The organism is Burkholderia sp. Ac-20344 (assembly GCF_017104975.1).
GTDB lineage: Bacteria > Pseudomonadota > Gammaproteobacteria > Burkholderiales > Burkholderiaceae > Burkholderia.
Genome location: NZ_JAAGPP010000100.1, coordinates 1 through 12,608, shown reverse-complemented (window position 1 = coordinate 12,608; position 12,608 = coordinate 1). Strand labels below are relative to the sequence as shown.

14 protein-coding genes are annotated in these 12,608 nt (G+C 68.4%); 11 read left to right on the top strand and 3 right to left on the bottom strand.

Annotated features, from left to right (window positions below):
* Nucleotides 1–174: 174 nt before the first annotated feature.
* From G3N64_RS26460 to G3N64_RS26450, 3 genes are all read right to left on the bottom strand, one after another.
* A complete protein-coding gene (locus G3N64_RS26460; RefSeq protein ID WP_205786549.1) occupies nt 175–1,149 on the bottom strand; it encodes a quinone oxidoreductase in 975 nt (324 codons plus the stop codon).
* 178 nt (nt 1,150–1,327) lie between these two features.
* Nucleotides 1,328–1,720: a methylglyoxal synthase gene (locus G3N64_RS26455; protein ID WP_205786548.1), complete on the bottom strand. Its 393-nt coding sequence runs from the start codon at nt 1,718–1,720 to the stop codon at nt 1,328–1,330.
* 48 nt (nt 1,721–1,768) lie between these two features.
* Complete coding sequence (locus tag G3N64_RS26450) at nt 1,769–2,548, bottom strand: SDR family oxidoreductase (RefSeq protein ID WP_205786547.1); 780 nt, start codon at nt 2,546–2,548, stop codon at nt 1,769–1,771.
* Nucleotides 2,549–2,777: 229 nt separating this feature from the next.
* On the opposite strand from G3N64_RS26450, the gene upp reads away from it, so the two are divergent.
* The 11 genes from upp to G3N64_RS26395 form a co-directional block, all read left to right on the top strand.
* A complete protein-coding gene (upp, locus tag G3N64_RS26445; RefSeq protein ID WP_043188934.1) occupies nt 2,778–3,428 on the top strand; it encodes a uracil phosphoribosyltransferase in 651 nt (216 codons plus the stop codon).
* A 217-nt stretch (nt 3,429–3,645) separates the two neighbouring features.
* On the top strand, nt 3,646–4,374 hold the full coding sequence (locus tag G3N64_RS26440) for a YebC/PmpR family DNA-binding transcriptional regulator (RefSeq protein WP_205786546.1): 729 nt from the start codon (nt 3,646–3,648) through the stop codon (nt 4,372–4,374).
* Between the two features lie 104 nt (nt 4,375–4,478).
* Nucleotides 4,479–5,756: a phosphoribosylamine--glycine ligase gene (purD, locus tag G3N64_RS26435; protein WP_039370477.1), complete on the top strand. Its 1,278-nt coding sequence runs from the start codon at nt 4,479–4,481 to the stop codon at nt 5,754–5,756.
* A 119-nt stretch (nt 5,757–5,875) separates the two neighbouring features.
* Nucleotides 5,876–6,799 carry an oxygen-dependent coproporphyrinogen oxidase gene (gene hemF, locus G3N64_RS26430; RefSeq protein ID WP_205786545.1) on the top strand — a complete coding sequence of 308 codons (924 nt, stop codon included), beginning with the start codon at nt 5,876–5,878 and terminating at the stop codon, nt 6,797–6,799.
* Nucleotides 6,800–6,826: 27 nt separating this feature from the next.
* Entirely contained in the window at nt 6,827–7,528 is a 702-nt protein-coding gene (locus tag G3N64_RS26425; RefSeq protein WP_205786568.1) for a nicotinate-nucleotide adenylyltransferase, read from the top strand.
* 4 nt (nt 7,529–7,532) lie between these two features.
* Nucleotides 7,533–7,982, top strand: coding sequence for a ribosome silencing factor (gene rsfS, locus G3N64_RS26420; RefSeq protein ID WP_205786544.1), 450 nt, complete (start codon nt 7,533–7,535; stop codon nt 7,980–7,982).
* Between the two features lie 25 nt (nt 7,983–8,007).
* Nucleotides 8,008–8,478 (top strand): 23S rRNA (pseudouridine(1915)-N(3))-methyltransferase RlmH, encoded by a 471-nt coding sequence (gene rlmH / locus G3N64_RS26415; protein WP_205786543.1) that lies wholly within the window; start codon nt 8,008–8,010, stop codon nt 8,476–8,478.
* Between the two features lie 48 nt (nt 8,479–8,526).
* On the top strand, nt 8,527–9,159 hold the full coding sequence (locus G3N64_RS26410) for a Maf family protein (protein ID WP_205786542.1): 633 nt from the start codon (nt 8,527–8,529) through the stop codon (nt 9,157–9,159).
* Nucleotides 9,160–9,166: 7 nt separating this feature from the next.
* Nucleotides 9,167–10,636 carry a ribonuclease G gene (gene rng, locus G3N64_RS26405; RefSeq protein ID WP_205786541.1) on the top strand — a complete coding sequence of 490 codons (1,470 nt, stop codon included), beginning with the start codon at nt 9,167–9,169 and terminating at the stop codon, nt 10,634–10,636.
* Nucleotides 10,637–10,758: 122 nt separating this feature from the next.
* On the top strand, nt 10,759–11,094 hold the full coding sequence (locus G3N64_RS26400; protein WP_205786540.1) for a 50S ribosome-binding protein YggL: 336 nt from the start codon (nt 10,759–10,761) through the stop codon (nt 11,092–11,094).
* Nucleotides 11,095–11,569: 475 nt separating this feature from the next.
* The coding region (locus tag G3N64_RS26395; RefSeq protein WP_205786539.1) for a collagen-like triple helix repeat-containing protein at nt 11,570–12,608 on the top strand (1,039 nt) is incomplete at its 3' end.

Here is a 12,608-nt window from a genome sequence, read left to right as displayed (position 1 = left end):
GACTAGAACCTTATGGGAACGCACGTAAAGGACGGGTCAAAGGTATCGGGGCGCGTATAAAAAACGCGTAAACGCGGAGATCGGCGAGACGACAGGAACCGGGAGGCGGGACGGACGGCGCCGTGGCGCCGCCCGGAAAAGCGTGCCGGCGTGGCGCCGGCACGAGGGGACGGGTCAGGGAACGAGGATCGTCGAGCCGGTGGTCTTGCGCGCTTCGAGATCTTCGTGCGCGCGGCCGACTTCCGCGAGCGGATAGCGCTGGTTGATGCTCGTCTTCACCTTGCCCGACAGCAGCACGTCGAACAGCTCGGCGGCAGCGGATTCGAGATCGGCGCGCTTCGCGATGTACGAGAACAGCGTGGGCCGCGTAAAGAACAGCGAGCCGCGCGACGAGAATTCCTTCGAGTCGATCGGCGGCAGCGGGCCCGACGCATTGCCGAAGCTGACGAACAGCCCGAGCGGCGCGAGGCTGTCGAGCGAGCCGATGTAGGTGTCCTTGCCGATCGAGTCGTAGACGACCGGCACGCCCGCGCCGTTCGTGATCTCCTTCACGCGCTGCGTGAAGTTCTCGCGCGTATAGACGATCGGATGGTCGCAGCCGTGCGCCTTCGCGAGCGCGGCTTTCTCGTCGGAGCCGACCGTCCCGATCACGGTCGCGCCGAGCGCCTTCGCCCACTGGCACACGAGCAGGCCGACACCGCCGGCCGCCGCGTGGATCAGGATCGTGTCGCCGGCCTTCACCGCGTACGTGCGGCGCAGCAGGTAGTGCGCGGTCAGGCCCTGCAGCATCACCGACGCCGCGTCCTCATAGCTGATGCCGTCCGGCAGCTTCACGAGCCGCTCGACCGGCATCACGCGTTCCTGCGCATACGCGCCCGGCGGCTGCCCGACGTACGCGACGCGGTCGCCCGCCTTGAGCGCGGTCACGCCTTCGCCGACGGCCGCCACCTCGCCCGCCGCCTCCATGCCGAGGCCACCGGGCAGCGGTTGCGGGTAAAGACCGGTGCGGAAATAGACGTCGATGTAGTTGAGGCCGACCGCGTGCTGCCGGATACGGACTTCACCCGCCTTCGGTTCGCCGACCTCGACATCGACCCACTTCATCACGTCCGGGCCGCCCGGCTGGTCGTATCGGATTGCTTTCGGCATCGTTTCGCTCCTCGTTTCTGGTTCGGTCAGGGAAAAATCCGGGTCGCCGATACGCGGAGCCGGCCGATTCATGCCGGAACCGGGCGGCAGCTACACGTCGCGACGCACGATTCTCGCGCGCCGCGGGCATCCGTGCATGGCCCTGCCGCCATCAGGGGCAATCGGGTGCGGCCGTTGCCTAGCAGACGTCCTGCATGTTGCGCGCCAGATCGTCGAGCAGCATCCGCGCGGTCGCGACGTTGGTCGCGATCGGCACATTGTGCACGTCGCATGCGCGCACGAGCGCGGTGATGTCGGGATCGTGCGGCTGCGCGGTCATCGGGTCGCGCAGGAACACGACGATGTCGACGCGGCCGTCGGCCAGCTCCGCCCCGATCTGCAGGTCGCCGCCGAGCGGCCCCGACAGCTTGCGCTCGACCTCGAGCCCGTGCGCGTCCGCGATGCGGCCGCCCGTCGTGCCGGTCGCGACCAGCCGGCATTGCGCGAGCGTCGCGCGGAATTCGCCCGCGAGCGCGACGATCTCGTCCTTCTTCGCGTCGTGCGCAATCAAGGCGATGCGGGGTTTGCTCATCTCCGGATCCTTCGTTTCAGGTTGTTGTCGTGAAAGGCGGTACGTGCGTCAGAACGTGCCCGGATACGCGCCGCCGTCGAGCAGCCAGTTCTGCCCGGTGATGTAGCCCGCATGCACGCTGCACAGGAACGCGCACGCCGCGCCGAACTCGTCGCGCGTGCCGAGGCGGCCGGCCGGGATGTCCTTCGTGCGCCGCGCGCGCATCTCGTCGACCGTCACGCCCTGCGCCTTCGCCGACGCGGCGAGCGTGGTCGCGATCCGGTCGGTGTCGAACAGGCCCGGCAGCAGGTTGTTGATCGTCACGCCCTGCCCCGCGACCTTGCGCGACAGCCCCGCGACGAAGCCGGTCAGCCCCGAGCGCGCACCGTTCGACAGCGCGAGCACGTCGATCGGCGCCTTCACGGCCGAGCTCGTGATGTTGACGATCCGGCCGAAGCCGCGCGCGATCATCCCGTCGAGGGTCGCGCGAATCAGCTCGATCGGCGTCAGCATGTTCGATTCGAGCGCGCGGATCCAGTCGTCGTGCGAGAAGTCGCGGAAGTCGCCGGGCGGCGGGCCGCCCGCATTCGTCACGAGAATGTCCGGCTGCGGGCACGCGGCGAGCGCGGCCGCGCGCCCGTCCGGCGTCGTGATGTCGCAGGCGACCGCGGTCACCGACACGTTCGCGCCGGCGCGGATCTCCTCCGCGGTTTCCTCGAGCGTGTCGCGCGTGCGCGCGACGATCACGAGGTTCACGCCCTCGGCGGCCAGCGCTTGCGCGCAGCCGCGACCGAGCCCCTTGCTTGCCGCGCACACGAGCGCGGTCTTTCCTGCGATGCCGAGATCCATCGTCGATTCCTTGGTGGCGACACGCGCCGACGCGGCCCGTCGCACCGGCGCATGGACCACGGGCGGGCCAGGCAGGCGAACGGGCGGGCGCGGGCGCGCGGATTGTCGTGAGACGTCGATATTATCCGGATCATGCGGCGCGCCTTGGTAAAATTGCGGACATCAGCGCGCGGCCGGCTTGCGCCCGCCGCCGCCCCCGATCCTCTTTTGCCGCCAAGGCGCCCCCGTCATGAAACAGGACAGCCGTTTCCCGAATCTCTTCATCACCGATCACCCGCTGATCCAGCACAAGCTCACGCACATGCGCGACAAGGACACGTCCACGCGCACGTTCCGCGAGCTGCTGCGCGAAATCACGCTGCTGATGGGTTACGAGATCACCCGCAACCTGCCGATCACCACCAAGCGGGTCGAAACCCCGCTCGTCGAGGTCGACGCGCCGGTGATCGCCGGCAAGAAACTGGCGATCGTGCCGGTGCTGCGCGCGGGCATCGGGATGTCGGACGGCCTGCTCGACCTGGTTCCGTCGGCACGCGTCGGCCACATCGGCGTGTACCGCGCCGAGGACCACCGCCCGGTCGAATACCTGGTGCGCCTGCCGGATCTGGAAGACCGCATCTTCATCCTGTGCGACCCGATGGTCGCGACCGGCTACTCGGCGGTGCATGCGGTCGACGTGCTGAAGCGCCGCAACGTGCCGGCCGCGAACATCATGTTCGTCGCGCTGGTCGCCGCGCCCGAAGGCGTGCAGGTGTTCCAGGACGCGCACCCGGACGTGAAGCTGTTCGTCGCGTCGCTCGATTCGCACCTGAACGAGCACGCGTACATCGTGCCGGGCCTCGGCGACGCGGGCGACCGCCTGTTCGGCACCAAAAACTGAGCACCGGCACGGCCGCGCGGCGCGCGGCCCGGCTCGCGGCGGCCTGCCCGGCCGTTCGGCCATGCGCGGCAGCCCCGATCCGGCGGTCGCCGCGTGATAAAATCTCGATCCACTCGACATGCGCGGCCCCGCGGCTTCATGCCCGCCGAAACGGCCGCCGATTCAACGACACATTGAAACAATCGCCCGCGCTGCGCGCCCGGGCACGGAGAAAGGTATGGCTGGTCATTCGAAATGGGCCAACATCAAGCATAAGAAGGCAGCGGCCGACGCGAAGCGCGGCAAGATCTGGACCCGCCTGATCAAGGAAATCCAGGTCGCGGCGCGCCTCGGCGGCGGCGACGTCAACTCGAACCCGCGCCTGCGTCTGGCAGTCGACAAGGCGGCCGACGCGAACATGCCGAAGGACAACGTCAAGCGCGCGATCGATCGCGGCGTCGGCGGCGCGGACGGCGCGAACTACGAGGAAATCCGTTACGAAGGCTACGGCATCAGCGGCGCGGCGATCATCGTCGATACGCTGACCGACAACCGCACCCGCACGGTCGCGGAAGTCCGCCACGCATTCTCGAAGTTCGGCGGCAACATGGGCACCGATGGCTCGGTCGCGTTCATGTTCGATCACGTCGGCCAGTTCCTGTTCGCACCGGGCACGTCGGAAGACGCGCTGATGGAAGCCGCGCTCGAAGCCGGCGCGAACGACGTGAACACGAACGACGACGGTTCGATCGAAGTGCTGTGCGACTGGCAGGCATTCTCGGCGGTGAAGGACGCGCTCGAAGCCGGCGGCTTCAAGGCCGAACTCGCCGAAGTGACGATGAAGCCGCAGAACGAAGTCGAATTCACCGGCGACGACGCGGCGAAGATGCAGAAGCTCCTGGACGCGCTCGAGAACCTCGACGACGTGCAGGACGTGTACACGAACGCCGTCATCGTCGACGAATGATGAGCCGGCCGCCGTGCGCCTGTCGCGGCGGCGGCCCGACCGAATCCGCGGCCGGCGCGCCTGAGCGTGCCGGCCGCCCTGTTTTCTAGTCTGCGGGGAATCCCATGAAACTACTCGTCGTCGGTTCCGGCGGCCGCGAACATGCGCTGGCGTGGAAGCTCGCGCAGTCGCCGCGCGTCCAGATGGTCTACGTCGCGCCCGGCAATGGCGGCACGGCACAGGACGAGCGTCTGAAGAACGTCGACATCACGGCGCTCGACGAGCTCGCCGATTTCGCGGAACGCGAAGGCGTCGCGTTCACGCTCGTCGGGCCGGAAGCGCCGCTCGCGGCCGGCATCGTCAACCTGTTCCGCGCACGCGGCCTGAAGGTCTTCGGCCCGACCCGCGAAGCCGCGCAGCTCGAGAGCTCGAAGGATTTCGCGAAGGCGTTCATGAAGCGCCACGGCATCCCGACCGCCGAGTACGAAACGTTCTCCGACGTGGCCGCCGCGCACGCGTACATCGACGCGAAGGGTGCGCCGATCGTCGTGAAGGCCGACGGCCTTGCGGCCGGCAAGGGTGTCGTCGTCGCGATGACGCTGGAAGAAGCACACGAAGCCGTCGACATGATGCTGTCGGGCAACAAGCTCGGCGATGCCGGCGCGCGCGTCGTGATCGAGGAATTCCTCGATGGCGAGGAAGCGAGCTTCATCGTGATGGTCGACGGCAAGCACGCGCTGGCGCTGGCTTCCAGCCAGGACCACAAGCGCCTGCTCGACGAGGACCGCGGCCCGAACACCGGCGGCATGGGCGCGTATTCGCCCGCGCCGATCGTCACGCCGCAGATGCACGCACGCGTGATGCGCGAGATCATCATGCCGACCGTGCGCGGGATGGAGAAGGACGGCATCCGCTTCACGGGCTTCCTGTACGCAGGCCTGATGATCGACAAGGAAGGCAATCCGCGCACGCTCGAGTTCAACTGCCGGATGGGCGACCCGGAAACGCAGCCGATCATGGCGCGCCTGAAGAGCGATTTCTCGAAGGTCGTCGAGCAAGCGATCGCGGGCACGCTCGATACGGTCGAGCTCGACTGGGACCGCCGCACCGCGCTGGGCGTCGTGCTGGCCGCACACGGTTATCCGGACGCGCCGCGCAAGGGCGACCGCATCAACGGGATCCCGGCCGAGACCGAGCAGGCAGTCACGTTCCACGCGGGCACGACGCTCGACGGCGACAAGCTGACGACGTCCGGCGGCCGCGTGCTGTGCGTGGTCGGCCTCGCCGATTCGGTGCGCGAAGCGCAGCAGCATGCATACGAGACGATCAACCAGATCAACTTCGAAGGCATGCAGTACCGCCGCGACATCGGCTTCCGCGCGCTCAACCGCAAGAGCGCGTGACGATGCGCTTCGGGCGCGCCGCAACGCTGCGCGCCCGCTCCTCTGCCGGGGTTCGATAGAATGCCCGGCAGATGCCTTTTTTACGGCCCCCGCTTCGGGCGGGGGCAGCCAGTTCAGACATGACCGATTCGACCTACGACGTGGCGCGCGTGCGCACGTACCTCCAGGACCTGCAGACACGCATCGCCGACGCGCTCGGCGCGCTCGACGGCACGCCGCTCGCGACCGACGCATGGCAGCGCGGGCCGGCCGAACGCCTGCGCGGCGGCGGCTGCACGCGGATTCTCGAAGGCGGCCGCGTGTTCGAACGCGCGGGAATCGGCTTTTCCGACGTCGCGGGCGATGCGCTGCCGCCGTCGGCGAGCGCGGCACGCCCGCAGCTCGCGGGCCGCGGCTTCGAGGCCCTCGGCGTGTCGCTGGTGCTGCACCCGCGCAATCCGTACTGCCCGACCGTGCACATGAACGTGCGGATGCTGATCGCGACGAAACCGGGCGAGGCGCCCGTGTTCTGGTTCGGCGGCGGCATGGATCTGACACCGGTTTACGGTTTCGAGGACGACGCCCGTCATTTCCACCAGACCTGCAAGGATGCGCTCGACCCGTTCGGCGTCGAGCTCTACCCGCGCTTCAAGAAATGGTGCGACGAGTATTTCTTCCTGAAGCACCGCAACGAGATGCGCGGCATCGGCGGGATCTTCTTCGACGATTTCTCGGAACCTGGTTTCGAACGCTCGTTTGACATGATGCAAAGCGTCGGCGACGCGTTCCTGCAGGCCTACCTGCCGATCGTCGAGCGCCGCGCCGAGTTGCCGTACGGCGAGCGCGAGCGCGACTTCCAGGCGTACCGCCGCGGCCGCTATGTCGAATTCAACCTCGTATTCGACCGCGGCACGCTGTTCGGCCTGCAAAGCGGTGGCCGGACCGAGTCGATCCTGATGTCGATGCCGCCGGTCGCGAACTGGCGCTACAACTGGCAACCCGAGCCGGGTTCGCCGGAAGCGCGCCTGTACAGCGACTTCATCGTGCCGCGCGACTGGGTCTGACCCCGGCTTCAAGAAAAGGACGCGTTTCTGGACACCACCGCCCGCCCCGCCCCGCTGCCGCGTCGTATCGGCTTGCTGGGCGGTACTTTCGACCCGATCCACGACGGCCATCTCGCGCTCGCACGCCGGTTCGCCGAGCTGCTCGGCCTGACCGAACTCGTGCTGCTGCCCGCCGGGCAGCCGTACCAGAAGCGCGACGTGTCGGCCGCCGAGCATCGGCTCGCGATGACGCGCGCGGCCGCCGGCTCGCTGTCCGTGCCGGGCGTGACCGTGACCGTCGCCACCGACGAGATCGAGCACGTCGGTCCGACCTACACGGTCGAGACGCTCGCGCGCTGGCGCGAGCGGATCGGCCGGGACGCGTCGCTGTCGCTGCTGATCGGCGCCGACCAGCTCGTGCGCCTCGACACGTGGCGCGACTGGCGCAAGCTGTTCGACTATGCGCACATCTGCGTGTCGACGCGCCCGGGGTTCGACCTCGGCGCCGCGCCGCCGGACGTCGCGCAGGAAATCGCCGCGCGGCAGGCCGGCGCCGACGTGCTCAAGGCCACGCCGGCCGGCCGCCTGCTGATCGATACGACCCTTTCGTTCGACATTGCCGCGACCGACATCCGCGCCCACCTGCGCGAATGCATCGCGCGCCATGCGCAAATGCCCGACGCATCGGCCGAGCATGTGCCGGCCGCCGTATGGGCCTATATTCTTCAACATCGCCTCTACCATTCCTGAATCCATGGATATTCGCAAACTGCAGCGCGTGATCGTCGACGCCCTCGAAGACGTCAAGGCGCAAGACATCAAGGTGTTCAACACCAGCCACCTGACCGAACTGTTCGACCGCGTGGTCGTCGCTTCGGGCACCTCCAACCGCCAGACCAAGGCCCTCGCATCAAGCGTGCGTGACAAGGTCAAGGAAGCCGGCGGCGACATCGTCAGCTCCGAAGGCGAAGACACCGGCGAATGGGTGCTCGTCGACTGCGGCGACGCGGTCGTGCACATCCTGCAACCGGCACTGCGCCAGTACTACAACCTCGAGGAAATCTGGGGCGACAAGCCCGTGCGGATGAAGCTCGGCGGCGGCAAGGGCAACGGCTTCGCCACGGCCAGCGAAAGCGACGAGGACGAAGAGGAAGAGGCCGCGCCCGCACGTCCGGCGCGCAAGACGGCCGCCCGCCGCCGTTGAGCCCCGAGTCGTTACGCGTCTCCCGATGAAGCTTTTCATCCTTGCGGTCGGCCACAAGATGCCGGCCTGGATCGCATCAGGCTTCGACGAATACACGAAGCGGATGCCGCCTGAGCTGCGCATCGAGTTGCGCGAGATCAAGCCCGAACTGCGTTCGGGCGGCCGCAGCGCCGAAAGCGTGATGGCGGCCGAGCGGCAGAAGATCGAGGCCGCGCTGCCGAAGGGCGCGCGCCTCGTCGCGCTCGACGAGCGCGGCCGCGACTGGACCACGATGCAGCTCGCGCAGGCGCTGCCCGGCTGGCAGCAGGACGGCCGCGACGTCGCGTTCGTGATCGGCGGCGCCGACGGGCTCGATCCGGAACTGAAAGCGCGCGCCGACACGCTGCTGCGCATCTCGAGCATGACGCTGCCGCACGGGATGGTGCGCGTGCTGCTCGCCGAACAGCTTTACCGGGCGTGGAGCATCACGCAGAATCACCCCTACCACCGCGCATGACGTGTCGTCCTCGAGACGCGCGCCACGCGCGCACACCGAGATAACGACATGCCGTCCAGCACGCCCCCCGCGCTTTTCCCGACCCTTTACCTCGCTTCGCAAAGTCCGCGCCGCCAGGAGCTGCTGCAGCAGATCGGCGTACGCTTCGAGTTGCTGCTGCCGCGCCCCGACGAGGACGCCGAAGCGCTCGAGGCCGAACTGCCCGGCGAAGCCGCCGATGCCTACGTGCGGCGCGTGACGATCGCCAAGGCCGAGGCTGCGCGTGCGCGCCTCGTCGCGAGCGGCAAGCCCGCTTCGCCGGTGCTGGTCGCCGATACGACCGTCACGATCGACGGTTCGATCCTCGGCAAGCCGGCCGACGCCGACGACGCGCTCGCGATGCTGACCCGCCTCGCGGGCCGCGAACACGCGGTGCTGACCGCCGTCGCCGTGATCGATGCCGACGGCGAACTGCTGCCGCCCGCGCTGTCGCGCTCGTCGGTGCGCTTCGCGGCTGCATCGCGCGACGCGTACGCGCGCTACGTCGAATCGGGCGAGCCGTTCGGCAAGGCCGGCGCATACGCGATCCAGGGGCGCGCCGCCGAGTTCATCGAGCGAATCGACGGTTCCCATTCAGGTATCATGGGTCTGCCCCTTTTTGAGACTGCCGCGCTGCTACGCGCCGCGCGCGTCGCCTTCTGAACCCACCATGAACGAAGAAATCCTGATCAACCTCACGCCGCAGGAAACGCGGGTCGCACTCGTCCAGCAAGGCGCGGTGCAGGAGCTTCACGTCGAGCGCACGCTGTCGCGCGGGCGGGTCGGCAACATCTATCTCGGCAAGGTCGTGCGCGTGCTGCCCGGCATGCAGTCGGCGTTCATCGATATCGGCCTCGAACGCGCGGCGTTCCTGCACGTCGCCGACATCTGGCATCCGCGCCTCGCGGGCGAGCCGCAGTCGAGCGCGCCGCACCAGCCGATCGAGAAGACCGTGTTCGAGGGCCAGACGCTGATGGTCCAGGTGATCAAGGATCCGATCGGCACGAAGGGCGCGCGGCTGTCGACGCAAGTCAGCATCGCGGGCCGCACGCTCGTCTACCTGCCGCAGGAGCCGCATATCGGCATCTCGCAGAAGATCGAGAGCGAGGCCGAGCGCGAGGCCGTGCGTGCGCGCCTGACGGCCGTGATCCCGCCGGACGAGAAAGGCGGCTACATCGTGCGCACGATCGCCGAGGATGCCACCTCCGACGAACTCGCCGGCGACGTCACGTACCTGCGCAAGACGTGGGCGACGATCGTCGCCCAGGCGCAGCGGCTGCCGGCGACGAGCCTGCTGTACCAGGATCTCGATCTCGCGCAGCGCGTGCTGCGCGATTTCGCGAACGACGACACGACGCGCATCCAGGTCGATTCGCGCGAGACGTACCAGCGTCTCTCGGAATTCGCAGGCGAGTTCACGCCGGCCGTGAGCCCGAAGCTGCACCACTACACGGGCGAGCGGCCGCTGTTCGACCTGTACAACATCGAGACGGAGATCCAGCGCGCGCTGTCGCGCCGCGTCGACCTGAAGTCGGGCGGCTACCTGATGATCGACCAGACCGAGGCGATGACGACGATCGACGTGAACACGGGCGGCTACGTCGGCGCGCGCAATTTCGACGACACGATCTTCAAGACCAACCTCGAGGCCGCGCACACGATCGCGCGGCAGTTGCGGCTGCGCAACCTCGGCGGGATCATCATCATCGACTTCATCGACATGGAGAACGCGGAGCATCGCGATGCGGTGCTGTCCGAGCTGAAGAAGGCGCTGTCGCGCGACCGTACGCGCGTGACGGTGAACAGCTTCTCGCAGCTCGGGCTCGTCGAGATGACGCGCAAGCGCACGCGCGAGTCGCTCGCGCACGTGCTGTGCGAGCCGTGCCCGACCTGCCAGGGCAAGGGCCAGGTGAAGACGTCGCGCACCGTGTGCTACGACATCCTGCGCGAGATCCTGCGCGAGTCGCGACAGTTCAATCCGCGCGAATTCCGCGTGATCGCCGCGCAACAGGTGATCGACCTGTTCCTCGACGAGGAATCGCAGCATCTCGCGATGCTGATCGACTTCATCGGCAAGCCGGTGTCGCTGCAGGTCGAGTCGAACCTGAGCCAGGAGCAGTACGATATCGTGCTGATGTAACGTTCCGCCCATCCGCCGCCGGCCGCGCGGCGCTTCGATGCGGCGCCTGGGCCGCCCGTGCATGCCGCGCCGGCACCCGCCGCCGCCCTTTCACCCTACCCTTTTCGCATTCACCACACACCATGAGCCAAGGCCACAACCGCCGCCAGCGCAAGAAACTCCACATCGGCGAATTCCAGGAACTCGCGTTCAACGCCACCGCGCATTACCGCAACGAAATGACCGACCTCGCGCGCGGCGAACTGATCGACGCGTTCATCGACTTCGTCGAAGCGAACGGGCTGCTGACCGTCGCGTCGGCGGACGAAGGCATCGGCGCTTACGTGATTTCCGGCGCGCCGCGCGGCACGACGACCGACGCCGACCGCGAACTCGTGCGCGGCTGGCTGGCCGCCCGGCCGGAACTGACCGACGTCAAGGTCAGCGAATTCACCGACGCGTGGTACCCGGAAGTCTGAGTTTCCGGTTTCATCCTCCTTTGCGCAGCGCCCGCGCCTGCCCGCCACCACGGCGGGCGAGGCCGGCGCCGCCCCGCTCCCTCCGCCTCCTCCTCTCCCTCCGCCGTCGCGCGACACCCGCGCCACCGGCACCGACTCACACGATTCGCGCCGCGTCGACGGTGATTACCCCGATTTCGGCAGTGAATCGGACGCTTACTTCAATTTAACGTTGATTAAAGGACGTCTCGCGCCGGCGGACCTACTCTGATCGCCAGGAATCCGGAGTTTTCCGGTGCGATCGGCAAGCAAGACGAAAGAATGCAAACCGCTCGCCCGACAGGTGTTCCGGAATCCGGTACAGGCGAAAACGCGACACGGCGACAGGTCAATCAGGGAGACAACCAACGATGCGCCAATCGCTTCCCCATCGCAGCGACGAATCGACGCACGCGAAGGCCGCCTGACCCCACTCTCCAATGAATACGAGGACGACATGGATACGCCGACCACCCATCAGGCAGGATTCCGAATGATCATGATCGCGGCTGGCGTCGCAGCGCTGGTGTCGCTGTCCGCGTGCGGCGGCTCCGGCTCGCTGAGCCAGGGCACCGGCGGCGCGGGATCGGGATCGGGCGACACGACGGCCACGACCGGCGGTACGGGCAGCGGCTCCGGCGGCGCGCAGGCCAATTCGGTCGGCCAGACGACCGCGGCATCGAGCAACGTCGTGACGGCCGCGGGCGGCACCGTGTCGGGCGTCGGCGCGACGATCGCAAGCCAGTCGCTGCCCGGCACGAACGCAGCGACCACGCAGGGGCTCGGCACCGTCGTGCAGGACGCCGGCGCCGCCGTCACGACACTCGGCACCGGGCTCGGGTCGGGGCTCGGCCAGCTCGGCGCATCGTCGAACCCGGTCGGCACGACGGTCGCAAGCACCGGCGGCGTGGTCACGAACCTCGGCGACGCGGTCGCGGCGACCGGCGGCGTCGTGTCGAGTCTCGGCGCCGGCGGTTCGGCGCTGGCGCCGCTCGCGCCCGTCACCTCGCCCGTCGGCAGTGCAATCACGACGCTCGGCAACACGATCGCGGGCAGTGGCGCGACGCTCGGCATACAGTTGTCGACCGGCCCCGTCGCGCAGGTGACGGGCGCCGCCAGTTCGGCGATCACGCCGATCACGACGCAGGTCGGATCGGTCACGCAGACCGTCGCGTCAAGCACGCCGCTCGGCGCACCGCTCACGAACCTCGTGACGACGGTCGGCAACGGCGTCGCGAACGCCGGCACGACGATCGCGAAGACCGGCGGGAATCCGGTGACGACCGGCGTCGGCAACGTCGTGACCGCGACCGGCAACACGGTCGCCACCGCCGGCACGACACTGCTGGGCGGCGGTGGCGCCGCGACGAGTCCGCTCGCGCCGGTCACGGGGCTCTTGTCGACGGGCGCACTCGGCGGCGCGACGGGTGGCAGCAACCCGGCCGGTGCGCTCACGTCGGCGGTCGGCACCGTGACGGGAGCGGTGTCGGGCGCGG

Excerpts from the sequence above, each read along its gene's own strand:
- G3N64_RS26460 (WP_205786549.1), bottom strand. The coding sequence starts at position 1,149 with ATGCCGAAAGCAATCCGATACGACCAGCCGGGCGGCCCGGACGTGATG.
- G3N64_RS26455 (WP_205786548.1), bottom strand. The coding sequence starts at position 1,720 with ATGAGCAAACCCCGCATCGCCTTGATTGCGCACGACGCGAAGAAGGAC.
- G3N64_RS26450 (WP_205786547.1), bottom strand. The coding sequence starts at position 2,548 with ATGGATCTCGGCATCGCAGGAAAGACCGCGCTCGTGTGCGCGGCAAGC.
- upp (WP_043188934.1), top strand. The coding sequence starts at position 2,778 with ATGAAACAGGACAGCCGTTTCCCGAATCTCTTCATCACCGATCACCCG.
- G3N64_RS26440 (WP_205786546.1), top strand. The coding sequence starts at position 3,646 with ATGGCTGGTCATTCGAAATGGGCCAACATCAAGCATAAGAAGGCAGCG.
- purD (WP_039370477.1), top strand. The coding sequence starts at position 4,479 with ATGAAACTACTCGTCGTCGGTTCCGGCGGCCGCGAACATGCGCTGGCG.
- hemF (WP_205786545.1), top strand. The coding sequence starts at position 5,876 with ATGACCGATTCGACCTACGACGTGGCGCGCGTGCGCACGTACCTCCAG.
- rsfS (WP_205786544.1), top strand. The coding sequence starts at position 7,533 with ATGGATATTCGCAAACTGCAGCGCGTGATCGTCGACGCCCTCGAAGAC.
- rlmH (WP_205786543.1), top strand. The coding sequence starts at position 8,008 with ATGAAGCTTTTCATCCTTGCGGTCGGCCACAAGATGCCGGCCTGGATC.
- G3N64_RS26410 (WP_205786542.1), top strand. The coding sequence starts at position 8,527 with ATGCCGTCCAGCACGCCCCCCGCGCTTTTCCCGACCCTTTACCTCGCT.
- rng (WP_205786541.1), top strand. The coding sequence starts at position 9,167 with ATGAACGAAGAAATCCTGATCAACCTCACGCCGCAGGAAACGCGGGTC.
- G3N64_RS26400 (WP_205786540.1), top strand. The coding sequence starts at position 10,759 with ATGAGCCAAGGCCACAACCGCCGCCAGCGCAAGAAACTCCACATCGGC.